The 16,940-nt window shown below is 74.9% G+C and carries 4 protein-coding genes and 1 pseudogene; 1 reads left to right on the top strand and 4 read right to left on the bottom strand.

Going from position 1 to position 16,940, the window contains the following annotated elements; genetic code table 11:
- Positions 1-347: 347 nt before the first annotated feature.
- Complete coding sequence (locus tag OG352_RS12160) at positions 348-1,604, top strand: phthiocerol/phthiodiolone dimycocerosyl transferase family protein (protein ID WP_443072218.1); 1,257 nt, start codon at positions 348-350, stop codon at positions 1,602-1,604.
- Positions 1,605-1,680: 76 nt separating this feature from the next.
- Here OG352_RS12160 and asnB read toward each other — a convergent pair whose 3' ends face one another.
- The 4 genes and pseudogenes from asnB to OG352_RS12140 all read right to left on the bottom strand — a co-directional run bounded on the left by asnB (position 1,681) and on the right by OG352_RS12140 (position 16,818).
- A complete protein-coding gene (gene asnB / locus OG352_RS12155; RefSeq protein WP_329216671.1) occupies positions 1,681-3,504 on the bottom strand; it encodes an asparagine synthase (glutamine-hydrolyzing) in 1,824 nt (607 codons plus the stop codon).
- An 81-nt stretch (positions 3,505-3,585) separates the two neighbouring features.
- Positions 3,586-4,086, bottom strand: a complete 501-nt coding sequence (locus OG352_RS12150; RefSeq protein WP_329216670.1) for an SRPBCC family protein — start codon at positions 4,084-4,086, stop codon at positions 3,586-3,588.
- 102 nt (positions 4,087-4,188) lie between these two features.
- Positions 4,189-11,067: pseudogene (locus OG352_RS12145) on the bottom strand (type I polyketide synthase); the annotation flags it as partial.
- Between the two features lie 45 nt (positions 11,068-11,112).
- On the bottom strand, positions 11,113-16,818 hold the full coding sequence (locus tag OG352_RS12140; RefSeq protein ID WP_443072478.1) for a type I polyketide synthase: 5,706 nt from the start codon (positions 16,816-16,818) through the stop codon (positions 11,113-11,115).
- Positions 16,819-16,940 lie beyond the last annotated feature (122 nt).

Raw genomic sequence — 16,940 nt, 5'->3', positions numbered from 1 at the left:
ATGCTGTCGAACAGGGAATCAGGGCAGGCGGAAATCGCCTTGCGTCGCCTCACATTGCTCGACCCGCGGCGGGCTAGTCAAGGCACTCCAGGGCGGCTCAAGCGACACGCGAACCAGACTCGAGGCAACGTCTCACCCGCCTCCACCTGGGTGTTCTCCACCCGGTGGGAAGTGCCCCCGCTCGCCGACCCCTTGAGGCGCGCTCGACTTCCCCTCGAGGCGCCGGTGTGAGGATCCGCGGAAAGTACGAGCCGGAGAGTTCGGACCGGAGAATGTGAGCCGGAGAATTCGAGCAGGCGAATTCGTCAGTGAGAAAGGCTGTTTGCATGCGACGCGCACTGTGCCCCGTGGAAAACCTTTACGTCGCCCAGCGAAGCAGGGCGGTCCTCTCCTGCGTCCTGGACGGCCCCGTCGACCCGGCGGCGCTGTCCGCGGCGTTCGAGGCGGTCACGGCGGAGCAGCCGCAGCTCCTGACGCGCATCGTCCCGGACGGCGACGGCCACGCCCTCGAATCCCTCCCGGAGGCCGAGCGGCCCCGGCTGCGGACCCGCGCCGGGGGCGAGGAGGCGTTTCTCGAGGAGCTCAACACCCCGCTGACGGTGGGCGGTCCGCTGACCCGGGCGGTCCTGGTGACCGACCCCGGCACCGGCCCCGGCGAGGAGCGGCACACCCTGGTCCTGAGCATCGACCACGTCATCACCGACGGACACAGCGGGATCGCCCTGCTCAACACCCTCTGGGACCGCTACCGGGACATCGTCGACGGCACCGAGGCCCCGCCCCGGCCCGTGGCCGGACTCGCCGAGCCCGTCAGCGCGCTGCTGCCCCCCTCGGACCTGGCCGACACGGCGAAGCACCTGCAACAGCGCGTGGAGAGGATCGGCAGCCACCCGGTCGAACTCGTCCAGTACGACGTGAAGGCGACGGAGGAAGCGCCCGAGGAGCCCTACCGCCTGGAGTTCCAGCGGCTGGTGCTCGACTCCGGAGCGACCACCGGACTGCGCGAGCGGGCCCGCACGGCAGGACTGTCCGTGCACGCCCTGATCAGCGCCGCCCTGCTGCTCGCCGCCCGCCGCCGCATGGACGGCACGGACCCGCGCCTCCTGGGCTGCACGTCACCGGTCGATCTGCGCTCGCGGCTGTCGCCGCCGGTGCCCGCCGCCCGCATGGTCCCCGCGGTCACCATGAACGTGCAGGTCCTGCCCGTCGGCAAGGAGAGCGACGTACTGGAGCTGGCGCGTGAGGTCGGCGACGGCATGCGGGACTTCCTCGACCGCGGCGACCACTTCCGGGAGATGCGGATCATGCCGTCCGCCCCGCGGCATCCGGCACTCCACCTCGGCACGGTCATCGTCACCAACCTGGGGGCCGTGTCCGGCCCGCGCCTCCCGGAGGGCACGCGCGTCACCGACGTACGGCTCACGCCCGCCCGCGAGCACTACTTCCCGCAGGCCGGCCGCAGCCCGATGCTGGCCTGCATCACGACGTTCGACGGCCGTCTCGCCATCGAGTTCCCGCACTACACCGCCTGCTTCAGCCGGCCGTTCATGCGTGAGCTGGCCGACGAGGTCCAGGCGAGCCTGCTCGCCCTCGCCGAGGCGTGAGGCCGGGTCGTGAGGGCACGTCCGCGGCCCCGGCCGGGCCCGCCGCGGGGTGGGCACGGCCGGGGCCGCGGGGTGGTCAGGACAGCTTGAGGGTGGGGCGGTAGAGGTCCAGCCAGACCGCCAGGTCGAGGACCCGCTCGATCGTGTCGCGCCCGACACGCGTCATGACCTCCGGCTTTCCGTGCACGGCCTCGGTGAGCGTCGCCCGGTCGAAGAACTCCACCGCGCGGTGGTCGTCCGACATCAACTGGCCGGCCTGGCGCTGCACCTCCCCCAGGTAGCTCAGCTCCTGGGTCAGCGGGTAACTCGCCTTGACCCGGTCCGCCACCGACGCCGGCAGCGTGTCGCGCACGGCGGCGCGCAGCAGGCTCTTCTCCCGGCCGTCGAACGTCTTCATCGACCACGGCGTGTTGAAGACGTACTGCACCAGCCGGTGGTCGCAGATCGGCACCCGCACCTCCAGTCCGGCCGCCATGCTGATCCGGTCCTTGCGGTCCAGCAGCGTGCCGAGCCAGTTGGTCACGTGGACGTAGCAGAACTCGCGCATCCGGCGCTCGTGCGCGTCCTCGCCGGGCAGGGACGGCACCCGCGCGACCGTGTCGGACCAGCGCTGCGCCCAGAAGCCGGGCAGGTCCAGGGTGTCGAACGCCAGCTCCCGGTCGTACATCTTGACGGGCTGGGCGGCCGTCAGCCAGGGGAACATCGCGGTCTGCTGCACCGCGGGTATGTGGAACCACGGGTAGCCGCCGAACGTCTCGTCGGCGGACTCGCCGGACAGGGCCACCGTCGAGTGCTCGCGGATCGCCTTGAACAGCAGGTAGAGGGAGTTGTCGCCCTCGCCGAAGCCGAACGGAAGATCCTGGGCCGTGATCACGGCCCGGCGTACGTCGGGGTCGGCCAGCTCCTTGTGGTCCAGCCGGATGTCGCTGTGCAGCGTGCCGACGTGGTCCACGACCTCGCGGGCGAACGGGGCGTCCGGCGAGGTGCGGAACTCGTCGCCGCGGAAGTCGTCCGCGTCCTCGAAGTCGACCGTGAACGTCCTGGCCTGACGGCCCTCCTCGGCCAGTTCGCGGGCGGCCAGAGCCGTCAGGGCGCTGGAGTCCAGGCCGCCGGAGAGCAGCAGGCACAGCGGCACGTCCGCGACCAACTGCCGCCGGACGCTGTCCTCCAGCAGCTCACGGATGCGGCGTACCGTCGTCTCCTTGTCGTCCTGGTGCTCCTCGACCTCCAGCCGCCAGTAGACCCGCTCGCGCACCCCGCCCCGGTCGACGATCAGCATGGTGCCCGGCCTGACCTCCCGCATGCCCTTCCACGGGGTCAGGCCCGGTTCCTTGACGTACCCCATCATTTCCCGGAAGCCGTCCCGGTCCACGACGGCCTCCACGGCCGGATGGGCGAGGATCGCCTTGGCCTCCGAGCCGAACAGGACGCCGTCCTCGGTCTCGTACACGTACAGCGGCTTGATGCCGAGCTGGTCGCGGAGCAGGATCAGGCGGTCCTTCCGGCCGTCCCAGATGCCCAGCGCGAACATGCCGAGGAGCCGGTCGGCGACCTCCTCGCCCCACTCCAGGTAGCCGCGCAGGACGACCTCGGTGTCGCTGGAGGTGCGGAACGCGTGGCCACGGCGGCGCAGTTCGTCGCGCAGCTCCCGGAAGTTGTACGCCTCACCGCTGTACGTGAGCACCACCGGGCCGTCCGGGGTGTCCGCCGTCATCGGCTGGACACCGCCCTCCAGGTCGATGATCGACAGCCGGCGGTGCCCCAGGGCGGCGTGCGGCGACATCCAGGTGCCCCCGGCGTCCGGGCCGCGGCAGGCCATGGTGGCGGTCATCGCGTCGAGGGTGGGGCGTTCCTTCTCCAGGTCACGCTGGAAGGCGATCCAGCCGACGATCCCACACATGTGCGTCCTCTTCCTGCTGATGTTCTGTTCGGTGTCGGTCCGGGGGTGGTCCGGGGGTGGTCCGGACCGTGCGGGGCGGTGTCAGCGGTTGGCCGCCATGTGGGCCGGCAGGCCGCCGATGTGGGACTCGGCCGTCGGCTCCAGGACGAGCCGCTTCAGCACGGGCTTCAGGTACGACCACGGGCGGTGCAGGTCACCGGCCCACTGCCAGGTGAGCCGGGAGCCTTCGGGGGTGGACTCCACGACGTAGTCCTCCACGAGGCGCTTGAAGACGTTGTGGGTGCTCCCGACGACCGTGAACGTCTTGCGGTGTCCCTCGTCCCAGCGGTAGAAGCGCTCGCGCAGCACGAAGCCTCCGCGGGTCTCCACCTCCCGGGTCGTGCCGACCCCGAACGGCCGGGGCGAGGTCCAGGTCAGCCGCTTCACGCCCTTGGTCCAGTGCGCCGGGCCGCTGTCGTCGGTCAGGGCCGCCCAGGTCTCCTCGGCCGGGTAGGGAACGTCGACGGAGCGCGTCAGGTAGAGGGACGCGGTGGTGAGGAGCGAGTCGTCGGCCTCTTCGACCGGGTGCCAGCGGGTGGGCATCGGGGGGTGGTCCTTCCGGGGTCTGCGGGGAAGCGGCTTTTTTTGGGGGGAGGGGGGTCAGGAGCGCGGGGTCAGGGACGAGAGGCGGGTGCGGACCGCGTCGAGGGTGGTCCCGGCGTGCTCGGTGATCATCGTGAAGTGGTCGCCGGGCACGTCCACCTCGTCGGGCGCGGGCCGGCCGGGCCAGCGCGCCTGCCAGCCGGACTCGGGGAACCCGGGTTCCGGCAGCGCCTCGGTCGCCCGGACCTGGAGGGCCGGGACGTCGAGGCCGGCCGGGCGCCAGCCCGCGAAGACCCGGGCGATGCCGCCCATAGCGGTCAGGACGGTGTCGTCCAGGAGGGCGGCGGCGCCTTCGGCGGGGGACTCGGCCATCGAACGGCCGATGTAATCGCCGATGTGCGGCAGCACGGGACTGCCGGGCGCGTAGCTGTCCAGCAGGACCAGGGCCGCCGGACGTGCGCCCCGGCGCACCAGCTCCACGGCCACCGCGTGCGCGAGCCAGCCTCCGGCGGAGTGCCCGAGGAGCGCGAAGGGCGCGCCGTCCGTGCACCGTTCGACGTCGTCGGCGTGCAGCCCGACCAGTGCGTCGAGGTCCGCGGGCAGGGGTTCGCCCGCGACGAAGCCGGGCGCGGGCAGCACCCAGACGTCCTGATCCCCGCGCGCGCCGGCGGCGAGCCGCGCGTACTGGTGGCCGCCGGACTTGCCCGCGAACGACGGGAAGCACACGAGTGCGGGTCCGTCACCGCCGCTCGTGAGCCGCACCGGCGCGGGTCGCCGTACCGTCCCGGCCTCGACGTCCTTCGCGTCGAACGTCTCCCGGAACCGGGCGGTGTCCTGAAGGAACGCGGTGAACTCGGCGAACCGGCCGTCCTTCGCGGCCCGTGCGGCCAGCGAGGCGAGGACGCCCCTGCCGGTGGGCTCCGGGACGGTCGGGCCTTCCGGGGCCCCGCCGGGCTGGTCCCCCGGCGGGGGCAGCAGCGACGCGGTGACCAGCAGCGTGTGGAGGTGGGCGGCGAAGCCGTCGAGCGTGGGGTGCTCGAAGAGGGCCGTGGAGGGGAGCCGCGCTCCGGTGGCCGTCTGGAGGTGGGCGCGGATCTCCGCGGCCATGACGGATTCGATGCCCAGCTCCGGGAGGCTCAGCGCCTCCTCGACCTCCGTGGTGTCGGCGTGCCCGAGGGACGTGGCGACCTGCCGGGCGATCAGGGCGCGCAGGGCGTCCTCGCGGGCGCCGGCCGTGAGCGGGGCCAGGCGTTCGCGCAGCAGCGCCGCCGCGTCGCCCGCGGGTTCCCCGCCTCCGGTGCCGGCCGTCCGGGCCGCCGCCGGGAGCGTGCCGTCCGGCCAGAAACGGCGGCTCTGGAACGCGTAGGTGGGGAGGTCGACATGGGCGTCGGCCGGGACGTCCAGGACGGCGGACCAGTCGACCCGCGTCCCGCGCACGTGCAGCCGGGCCAGTGCTTCGAGCGCGCTCTGCTGTTCGGGGTGGTCGCTCCGCAGCAGCGGCACCGCCTCGACGGCCGGGCCCGGGCGCTCGGCCGCCGCGTCCCGCACGAGCGCCGTCAGCACACCGCCCGCGCCGGGCTCGACCACCGTCGTGACCCCGGCGTCCAGCAGGGCGCCCACGACGTCGTGAGCACCGGCCGCTTCACGCAGGTGGCGCACCCAGTACTCGGGCGTGCCCGTCTCCTCGGCCGTGCGGTCCGACCCGCCCGACACCAGTGCGATGCGCGGCGGTCGGAAGGCCAGCGCGCCCGCGACCAGGCCGAACTCCTCGGCGGACTCCTCGCCGGACGCCGCCCGCGTCAGCCGCCCGCGCGCCGCCACCAGCCGGCAGGCGTCCTCGGCCGACAGCACGCCCGCCGCGTACAGGGCCGTCAGCTCGCCGACCGCGTGGCCGCCCAGCACGTCCGGGACCACGTCCCACGACTGGAGCAGCCAGAACGACGCCGCGCCGACGGCGAACAGGGCGGCCTGGGCGTACCCGGTGTCGTCCAGCAGGGCCGCCTGCGGGGTGCCGGACTCGGCGAACAGCACCTCGCGCAGCGCGGGCCGGGCCGCGTCGCCCTCGGGGTTCAGCTCACGGTCCAGCGCCTCGCACAGTTCGTCCAGCGCCCGCGCGAAGACCGGGTACCGCTCGTACAACTCGCGCCCCATGCAAGGGAATTGGCTGCCCTCGCCGGGGAAGAGGAAACCGAGTCGGCCGGTGGCGGGCGTACCGCGCACCAGGCCGGGGGCCGCCGCGCCCGACGCCAGGGCCGCGAGACCCGCGTCGAAGTCCGCCCGGCCGTCGCCGACGACCACCGCGCGGTGCGGCAGCGCGGCACGGGTGAAGGCCAGCGTGCCGGCCACGGCCGCCAGGTCCGTCCCGGGCCGCGCGGACAGGTGCTCGCGCAGGCGCTCCGCCTGCGCCCGCAGGGCCGCCGCGCTGTGCGCCGACAGCAGCCACGGCAGGGTCCCCGGCGCCGTCGCGGGCGCCGTCGCGGGCTCCTCGGGCCGCGGGGTCCCGTCCTCCGGGGACGGCTGCTCCAGGATCACGTGCGCGTTCGTCCCGCTGATGCCGAACGCCGACACACCGGCGCGCCGGGGGCGCCCGGTCTCCGGCCACGGGACCGCCTCGGACAGCAGCTCCATGGCGCCCGCGGACCAGTCCACGTGCGGCGTCGGCTCGCTCAGGTGCACGATGCGCGGCAGCACGCCGTGCTCCATGGCCTTCACCATCTTGATGACACCGGCCACGCCGGCGGCGGCGGCCGTGTGCCCGATGTTGGACTTCACCGAGCCCACCCGCAGCGGCCGGTCGGCCGCCCGGTCCTGCCCGTAGGTCTCCAGCAGCGCCTGCGCCTCGATCGGGTCGCCGAGCGTGGTGCCGGTGCCGTGCGCCTCCACGGCGTCGACGTCGGCGGGGACGAGGCGGGCGTTGGCCAGCGTCTGGCGGATGACGCGCTGCTGGGCGGGGCCGTTGGGCGCGGACATCCCGTTGCTGGCGCCGTCCTGGTTGGTGGCGGTGCCGCGGATGACGGCCAGCACGCGATGCCCCTGGCGCCGGGCGTCCGACAGCCGCTCCAGCAGCAGCAGACCGACGCCCTCACCCCAGCTCGTACCGTCGGCGCCGGCCGAGAACGGCTTGCACCGGCCGTCCGGGGACAGTCCGCCCGTCCGGCTGAAGCCGATGAACGACTCCGGCGTCGACAGCACGGTGACCCCGCCGGCCAGCGCCATCTCGCACTCGCCCGCCCGCAGCGCCTGCGCCGCCAGATGCAGCGCCACCAGCGACGACGAGCACGCGGTGTCCACGGTCACCGCCGGCCCCTCCAGACCGAAGGTGTACGAGAGCCTGCCGGACAGCACGCTCGCCGCGCCGCCCGTCAGCAGGAAGGCCTCGACGCCCTCCCGCGCGGACGTCCCCGCCACCAGCTGCGGATAGTCCTGCCCGGCCAGGCCCGCGAAGACGCCGGTACGGCTGCCCCGCAGGGTGGTCGGGTCGATGCCGGCGTGCTCGAACAGCTCCCAGGAGGTCTCCAGGAGCAGCCGCTGCTGCGGGTCCATGGCGAGGGCCTCGCGCGGGCTGATCCCGAAGAACGCCGCGTCGAAGCGGTCGGCGCCGTCGATGAAGCCGCCCTCGCGGGTGTACGTGTGGCCGACGCGCTCCGGGTCGGGGTCGTAGACCCCCTCGACGTCCCAGCCGCGGTCCTCGGGGAAGAACGAGATCGCGTCGGCGCCGTCCGCGACCAGCCGCCACAGGTCCTCCGGGCTCCGCACGCCTCCGGGGAAGCGGCAGGCCATCGAGACGATCGCGATCGGGTCGCCGTCCGTGGCCGCGGACGCGTCGGCCCGCGCCGCCGGAGCGGGGTTCCTGGTGCCGGAGAGCCGGTCGAGGAGATGCCCGGCGAGGGACCGCGGCGTCGGGTAGTCGAAGACGACGGACGCCGACAGCCGGCTGCCGGTCGCGGCGCGCAGCCGGTTGCGCAGCTCGACCGCGGTCATCGAGGCGTAGCCGAGGTCGTTGAAGGTGCGGTCGGCGGCGACGGGGGCCGGCAGGCCCAGCACGGCCGTGGCCTGGTCCACCACCAGGTCCAGCACCAGTTGCCGCCGTTCGTCCTCGGGCAGTCCGGCCAGCCGGCGGGCCAGGTCCGTGCCCTCGGCGTCGCCCCCGGACTGCTGGCCGGCGCCCGCCGGCGCGAACGCGGGGACGGCGCCCAGGTGCGCGGGCAGGGTGTCCGCCGGCCGGACGTCCACCCAGTAGCGCTTGCGCTGGAAGGGATACGTCGGCAGCTCCAGGACCCGGCCGGGCGGTGTGGTGAACCCGCTCCAGTCGACGGGGAGGCCGTGCGTGTGGGCGTGGGCGGCGGAGGTGAGGACACGGGTCCAGCCGCCCTCGTCGCGGCGGAGGGTGCCGGTGACGAAGACGTCCCGCTCCGCCTCCTCGGCGGTGGCTTCGAGGGCGAGGGTGAGGACCGGGTGGGGGCTGCACTCGATGAACGCGGTGTGGCCTTCGGCGAACGCGGTGCGGGCCGCGTCGACGAGGCGGACGGGCCGGCGCAGGTTCGAGTACCAGTAGTCGGCGTCGAGCCCGGCGGTGTCGACGGGTTCGCCGGTGACCGTGGAGTAGAACGGGATCGTGCTCGAACGGGGCGTGATGCCCGACACGACCCGGAGGACCTCGTCCTTGACGGGTTCGACGTACGGGGAGTGGGAGGCGTAGTCGGCGTCGATGCGGCGGGCGCGGATCTCCTGCTTCTCGCAGAGCGCGACGAGTTCGGCCAGGTCCTTGGGCTCGCCGGCGATGACGGTGGCTCCGGGGCCGTTGACGACGGCCACGTGCATCCGCCCCTGCCAGGGCTCGATCAGCTCGCCCGCCCGCTCCTCGGACACCGCCAGGGAGACCAGGCCGCCCTGCCCGGTCACGGCCAACAGGGCCTGGCTGCGCAGCGCGACGATCCTGGCGCCGTCGTCCAGGGCGAGGGCACCGGCGACGACGGCGGCGGCGATCTCGCCCTGGGAGTGGCCGATGACGGCGGCGGGCTCGACGCCGAGGGAGCGCCACAGGGCGGCCAGGGACACCATCACCGAGAACAGGGCGGGCTGCACGACGACCGAGCGGGAGATCTGCTCCCCGCTGCACAGCGCCTCGGTGAGGGACCAGTCGACGTACGGGGCGAGGGCGGCCTCGCAGTCGGCGATCGACCGGGCGAACACGTCGGACGTCTTCAGGAGTTCGGTGGCCATGCCGACCCACTGCGTGCCCTGGCCCGGGAAGACGAACACCGGACGCTCGTACGCGCCCTGCCCGGTGATGACGCCGGGAGCCGCGGCACCGGTGGCCAACGCATCGAGTCCGGCCAGGAGTTCGTCCCGGTCGGCGCCGAGGACCACCGCGCGGTGGTCGAGGCCGGCTCGCTGGGTGAGGAGAGCGTGGGCCACCTCGCGTACGTCCGGAAGGCCGTCGAGGCGCGCGGCGAGGCGCTCGCCCTGGGCGCGGAGCGCGGCGGTGTCACGGGCGGAGAGGGCGAGCGGGACGATCGGCGCGAGGGGGGCGCGGGGTGCGAGGAGCGGCGCGGGCTCGTCCGCCGCCCCGGGCATCTCGGGGGCCTCGGTGGCCTCGGGGGTTTCGGCGGGCGCCTGTTCCAGCACCACGTGCGCGTTGGTGCCGCTGACGCCGAAAGAGGAGACGGCGGCGCGGCGGGGCCGGTCGGTGTCGGGCCACTCCCGCTGCTCGGTGAGCAGCTCCACCTGGCCCGCCGACCAGTCCACGTGCGGGGTCGGCGCGTCGACGTGGAGGGTCCTGGGCAGGACGCCGTTGCGTATCGCCATGATCATCTTGATGATGCCGCCGACCCCGGCGGCGGCCTGCGCGTGCCCGATGTTGGACTTGAACGAGCCCAGCCACAAAGGCTCTTCGCGGTCCTGGCCGTACGTCGCGAGCACCGCCTGCGCCTCGATCGGGTCACCGAGCACGGTGCCGGTGCCGTGCGCCTCCACCACGTCCACGTCGGCGGGGGTGAGGCGGGCGTTGGCGAGGGCCTGCCGGATGACGCGCTCCTGGGAAGGCCCGCTGGGGGCGGTCAGGCCGTTGGAGGCGCCGTCCTGGTTGACGGCGCTGCCGCGGACGACGGCCAGCACCCGGTGCCCGTTGCGCCGCGCGTCCGACAGACGTTCCAGTACGAGGACGCCGGCGCCCTCGGCGAAGCCCGTGCCGTCCGCGGCGGCGGCGAAGGCCTTGCAGCGGCCGTCGGACGACACACCGCGCTGACGGGCCGTCGCGGTGAACATGCCGGGTCCCGCCATCACCGTCGCCCCGCCGGCCAGGGCCAGTTCGCTCTCGCCGCGCCGCAGCGACGAGACGGCCACGTGCAGGGCGGCCAGCGACGCCGAGCACGCCGTGTCGACGGTGAGCGCCGGGCCCTCCAGCCCGAAGAAGTACGACAGCCGTCCCGACAGGACGCTCGCGGCGAGGCCGCCGATCAGATAGCCCTCCAGCTCGGGGGCGCGCCGCACGAGCGCCGCGTAGTCCTGCTGGCCGGTGCCCATGAACACGCCCGTGCGGCTGCCCCGCAGCGTCGTCGGGTCGATGCCCGCGTGCTCGAACGCCTCCCACGCGGTCTCCAGCAGCAGCCGCTGCTGCGGGTCCATGGCGAGGGCCTCGCGCGGGGCGATGTCGAAGAAACCGGCGTCGAAGTGACCGGCCTCGTCGAGGAAGCCGCCCTCGCGGTTGTACGTCGTCCCCGGCACGTCCGGGTCCGGGTCGTACAGCGCATCGAGGTCCCAGCCCCGGTCGGTCGGGAAGGGAGACGTCGCGTCCCGGCCCTCCAGGACCAGCCGCCACAGCCCGTCCGCCGACTCGACGCCGCCGGGGTAGCGGCACGACATGCCGACGACGGCGATCGGCTCGCCCTCGACGGACTCCAGCTCCGTCAGCCGCACGCGGGTCTGCTGGAGGTCGGCCGTCACCTTCTTGAGGAAGTAACGGAGCTTGTCCTCGGTGGTCTCGCTGTTCGCCACGGTCGCGCTGTCCTCTCTGTTCCGCACGGGTCAGGAGATCCCGAGTTCGTTGGTGATGTAGTCGAAGACGGCGTCGTCGTCGGCCGAGTCGAGACGCAACGTCGGCGCGTCCGGGGCAGGGCCGGCGCCGGCCGCCGGTGCCAGGCCCCAGTCGGCGACGACCGCCCGCAGCCGTGCGGTGATCCGGGCGCGGTCGGGGTGCTCGGCCGCGATGCCGGCCAACGTCCGCTCCAGCCGGTCGAGTTCGGCGAGCACCGGGTCGACCGGCGGGACGTCGTCCCGGGGCAGCGCGCCGTCCACGTACCGGGCGAGAGCCTGCGCGGAAGGACGGTCGAAGACGACGGTCGCGGGCAGCCGGAGCCCGGTCACGGCGCCCAGCCGGTTGCGCAGTTCCACGGACGTCAGCGAGTCGAAGCCCAGGTCGTTGAAGGCACGCCCCGGTGCGACGGCGGAGCCGTCGGTGTGCCCGAGCACCTCGGCGACCGTGCGGCGCACCAGGTCGAGCAGGATCCGCTCCCGCTTCTCCGGGTCGGCTCCGGTGAGCCGCTGCCGCAGTGCGCCGGAGGCGTCCTCCCCGGCCGGCGCGCCGGCCGCCGCCTCCGGGGCCGGCGGGCGCACGAGCCCGCGCAGCAGCGCGGGGACGGCGTCGCCCGCGCCGCGCAGCGCGGCCGGGTCGAGGCGGAGCGGCAGCAGCGTGCGCGGTGTCCGCTCCTCCCCGGTCCCGGTCCCGGTCCCGGTCCCGGAGTCCGGGGCCGTCAAGGCCGCGTCGAACAGTGCCAGTCCGTCCTCGGGCGACAGCGGGAGGACACCGGCGCGCCGCATGCGCCGCACGGCCGTGTCGTCCAGGCGGGCCGCCATGCCCGCGTCCCACGCGCCCCAGGCCAGTGAGACCGCCGGCAGCCCCAGGGCCGCGCGGTGCTGGGCGAGGGCGTCGAGGAAGGCGTTGGCGGCGGCGTAGGAGCTCTGGCCCGGGGCGCCGAGCGTGGCCGTGGCGGAGGAGAACAGGACGAAGGCGGCCGGAGCCGTCTTCCGGGTCAGTTCGTGCAGATGCCAGGCCGCGTCGAGCTTCGGGCGCAGGACGGCGTCCACGGTTTCGGGGGTCGCCGCGTCGAGCACGCCGTCGTCGACGACGCCCGCCGCGTGGATCACCGCCGTCAGCGGGTGGGCGGCGGGAATCCGGTCCAGTACGGCCGACAACGCGTCCCGGTCGGCCGCGTCGCACGCCTCCACGGTCACGTCCGCGCCCAGTGCGCCCAGCGCGTCGGCCAGCTCCCGGGCCCCGGCGGACCGCGGCCCGCCGCGGCTCAGCAGGACCAGCCTGCGCACCCCGTGTTCCGTCACGAGACGGCGGGCGACGAGGCCGCCGAGGGCGCCCGTGCCGCCCGTGACGAGGACCGTCCCCTCGGGGCCGAGCCCCGCGACCGGCGCCGAACCGTCCGAGGACGCCACCCGGGTCCGTACGAGACGGGGCGTCAGCAGTGTGCCGTCGCGCAGCGCGAGGTGCGGTTCGCCGCAGCCGAGCGCCGCCCGCCACAGCTCCCCGTCCGTTGCCGTGGCCCCGTCCACGTCCAGCAGGACGAACCGGTCGGGATGCTCGGCCTGGGCGGCCCGTACGAGCCCCCACACCGGCGCCTGCCGCAGTCCCCGTACGGCGTCGCCGTCGCCCGTGGCCACCGCGTCCCGGGTCACCACGACCAGCCGTGCCCCGGTGAGCCGTTCGTCGGCCGCCCAGGACACGAGCGTGGACCGCGCCGCCCGCTCGGCCGCTCGGGCGGCCGTCGGGACGTCGGCGTCGGCGGGCACCGCCGCCGCGCAGTCCCACACCACCGCGCCGGGCACCGGCCGGCCAGCCGCCACGGCCGCCCCCAGCGCCGCCACGTCGGCGAACGTCTCGGCCGCCAGGCCGTCCGGCAGTGTGCCGTCGCCCACGGCGACGACATCCCGGACCGTCCCGCCGCCGGACCCGGCCGGCGGCTGCCACGCGACGTGGAAGAGGCCGTCCGGGTGCCGGGGCCGGGCGGCGGCCCGCAACTGCCCGGCGGAGACGGGCCGGATCCGCAGCGACTCCACCGAGACCACCGGCGTTCCCTCCGCGTCCGTCACCAGCACCGCCAGCGCGTCGTCGCCGACCGGCGACAGACGCACCCGCAACGCCGCGGCGCGGGTGCGGTGCAGCCGTACGCCCTGCCAGGCGAACGGCAGCCGCACCTGTTCGCCCGTGTCGCCGACCAGGGCCGTGTGCAGGGCGGCGTCCAGCAGCGCGGGGTGCACGCCGTAGTGGGCCGCCTCCGCCCGGAAGGGCTCCGGCAGCTCCACCTCGCCGTAGAGGTCCCGGCCCGAGCGCCACATCGTGCGCAGCCCCTGGAAGGACGTCCCGTACGTGAAGCCGTCGAGGGCGACCGCGTCGTAGAAGCCGGTGAGGTCGACCGGCTCGGCCCCGGCGGGCGGCCACGCGCCCGTCAGGCCGGTGCCGGCGGGAGTCCCGGAGTCGGCGTCCGACAGCACACCGTCGGCATGACGGGTCCAGGGCGGCGCGCCGGCCCCGCCCTCCGCGGGCGCCGCGGACGCCGGCCGGGAGGACACGGTGAACCGCCGTCGTCCGCTGCCGTCGTCCGCTCCGACGGTGAGCCGGATGTGGACGGCGTCGTCCTCGCCGAGGATCAGCGGGCTCTCCTGGACCAGCTCCTCCACCGTGCCGCAGCCCGTCAACCTGCCAGCGTGCAGGGCGAGTTCGAGGTGGGCGGTGCCCGGGACCACGGTCGAGCCCAGCACCACGTGGTCGGCGAGCCAGCCCGGCGTACGGGAGGACAGCCGGCCGGTGAGGACCAGCCCGCCGCCGTCCACCGGGGTGAGCACCGCGCCGAGCAGCGGGTGCCCGGCCGGGTCCAGCCCCAGATCGCCCGGCTCGGCCGGCGGGGTCGCGTCGGCGGACAGCCAGTAGCGCTCGCCCTGGAAGGCGTACGTCGGCAGCTCCAGCGGCAGCCGCCGCCCGGCCCCGGTGCCGGCGGCCGTGAGGTACGCCCGCCAGTCCACGGCGGTGCCCCGGACGTGCGCCTCGGCCAGCGCGGTGAGGACCGTGCGGACCTCGGAGCGGCCACGGCGCAGCAACGGCAGCGCGAGGACGCCGGAGCGCTCCTCCTGGGGCAGCACGGCGGAGCCTTCGCGGGTCATCGCGGACAGCACCCCGTCCGGCCCCAGCTCCAGGAACGTGCGCACCCCCAGGTCCAGGAGCGTGCGCACGCCGTCGTGGAAACGCACCGCCTGGCGGACGTGCCGCACCCAGTAGTCGGCGGAGCGGATCTCCCGCGCGGTGACCGGGCGGCCGGTGACGTTCGAGACGACGGGGATGAGCGGCTCGCGCAGGTCCAGCGAGGACAGAACGGTGCGGAAGGCGTCCAGCATGCCGTCCATGCGCGGAGAGTGGAACGCGTGGCTCACGGCCAGTTCCTTCGTCCGCCGCCCCCGGGCGCGCAGCGCCTCGGCCACCGTGCGCACCACGCCCTCGTCACCCGACACGACCACGGAGGCCGGGCCGTTGACCGCGGCGATGCCGGCCAGGTCGGTGTGGCCCGTGAGCAGTTCGGCGACCTCGTCCTCGGTGGCCTGGACGGCTGCCATCAGCCCGCCGGACGGCAGTTCCTGCATGAGCCGGCCGCGGGCCGCCACCGCGGTGACCGCGTCCTCGAGCGAGAAGACGCCCGCGACGTGCGCGGCGGCCAGCTCGCCGACGGAGTGGCCCAGCAGATGGTCGGGGCGCACCCCCCACGACTCGACCAGCCGGTACAGGCTCACCTCGAGGGCGAACAGCGCGGCCTGCGTCCACCGCGTACGCTCCAGCAGCGCCGCCTGCTCCGACCCCGCGTCGGCGAACAGCACCTCGCGCAGCGGCAGGTCCGCCCGCTCGGCGAACAGCGCGCAGATCCGGTCCAGGGACTCGGCGAACACCGGCTGGGCGGCGTACAACTCCCGCCCCATGGCGGCCCGTTGGGCACCCTGGCCGGTGAACAGGAAGGCCAGGCCGGTGCCGCGCGCCGCCGTGCCGGTGACGACCCGGCCGGGCTCGGCCTCACCGCCGCCGCGCAGCGCGTCCAGCCCGGAGAGCAGCTCGTCCCGGCCGGTGCCGACGATCACGGCCCGGTGGGCGAGGCTCGCCCGCGTGGCGGCCAGCGGCAGGGCGAGCGCCGCCGGATCGAGGTCCGGGTGCGCGACGACCGCGTCGCGCAGCCGCTCGGCCTGGGCCCGCAGGGCCCGCGGGTCGGCGGCGGACAGCAACCAGGGGACGAGCGCCGGGACGGCGGCCCGGGTCTCCTCGCCGGACGCGCCCGGCACGTCCGTGTTCCCGGTGGTCCCGGCGTTCCCGGATTCCCCGTCGGCGTACTCCTCGGCCTGCTCCAGGATGACGTGCGCGTTGGTGCCGCTGATCCCGAAGGACGACACCGCCGCGCGCCGGGGCCGGTCGGCCGCCGGCCACTCCCGCCGCTCGGACAGCAGCCGCACGGCCCCGCTCGACCAGTCGACGTGCGGGGTCGGCTCGTCCACGTGCAGGGTCGCGGGCAGGACGCCGTGCCGCATCGCCAGCACCGTCTTGATGACCCCGGCGACACCGGCCGCGTGCGAGGTGTGCCCGATGTTGGACTTCGCCGAGCCCAGCCACAGCGGCTCCGCCCGGTTCTGTCCGTACGTGGCGAGCAGCGCCTGTGCCTCGATCGGGTCGCCCAGCCTCGTGCCGGTGCCGTGTCCCTCCACCGCGTCCACGTCGGCCGGGGTGAGACGCGCGTCGGCGAGGGCCGCCCGGATCACGCGCTGCTGGGAAGGTCCGCTGGGGGCGGTCAGGCCGTTGGAGGCGCCGTCCTGGTTGACGGCGCTGCCGCGCATCACGGCGAGCACCCGGTGCCCGTGCCGCCGCGCGTCCGACAGCCGCTCCACCAGCAGCACCCCGACGCCCTCGCCCCAGGTGGTGCCGTCCGCGGCGGCGGCGAACGCCTTGACGCGGCCGTCGGCCGCGAGCCCGCGCTGCCTGCTGAACTCCACGAACATGAAGGGGCTCGCCATCACGAACGCCCCGCCGACCAGCGCCCGTTCGCACTCGCCGTCCCGCAGCGACCGCGCCGCCAGATGCAGCGCGACCAGCGACGCCGAGCACGCCGTGTCGACGGTGATCGCCGGCCCCTCGAGGCCGAGGGTGTACGCGAGCCGGCCGGAGGCGACGCTCGGCGTGGTGCCGGTCAGCAGATAGCCCTCGGTGCCCTCGGACGCGGCATCCGCCCCGCCGTAGCCGAGCTGCGCCGCGCCGACGAACACACCCGTGCGGCTGCCGCGCAGCGACGTCGGGTCGATGCCGGCCCGTTCGAGGGCCTCCCAGGAGGTCTCCAGCAACTGCCGCTGCTGCGGGTCCATGGCGAGGGCCTCACGCGGGCTGATCCCGAAGAAGCCGGCGTCGAACCGGCCGGCGTCCCGCAGGAACCCGCCGCTGCGCCCGTAGGTGCGGCCCGGCCGGTCGGGGTCCGGGTCGTACAGCGACTCGACGTCCCAGCCCCGGTCGGACGGGAACGGCGTGATCGCGTCCCGCCCCTCGGCCAGCAACTGCCAGTAGTCCTCGGGCGAGCGCACGCCGCCCGGGAAGCGGCAGCCCATGCCGACGATGGCGATCGGCTCGTGGCGGGCCTCCACCAGCTGCCGGTTCTGCTGCTGGAGGCGCTTGTTCTCCTTCACGGAGTGGCGCAGCGCCTCCATCATGCGCTCGGTCCGGTCGCCGCCCGGGCCGCTCGTCCCGGCGCCCTCCTCGGCCCGCGTGCCCGGCAGGTCCTGCGTCACAGGGATTCCCTCTCCGCTCATGGTCGTTGTCCGGGGCCCGTACG

Origin of the sequence: Streptomyces sp. NBC_01485 (assembly GCF_036227125.1) — a bacterium.
GTDB lineage: Bacteria > Actinomycetota > Actinomycetes > Streptomycetales > Streptomycetaceae > Streptomyces.
The sequence above is the reverse complement of the archived record's forward strand: the minus strand, read 5'-3'. Positions and strand labels throughout refer to the sequence as shown.

Coding starts and splice junctions, on each gene's coding strand:
- asnB (WP_329216671.1), bottom strand. CDS start 3,504: ATGTGTGGGATCGTCGGCTGGATCGCCTTCCAGCGTGACCTGGAGAAG.
- OG352_RS12150 (WP_329216670.1), bottom strand. CDS start 4,086: ATGCCCACCCGCTGGCACCCGGTCGAAGAGGCCGACGACTCGCTCCTC.
- OG352_RS12140 (WP_443072478.1), bottom strand. CDS start 16,818: ATGATGGAGGCGCTGCGCCACTCCGTGAAGGAGAACAAGCGCCTCCAG.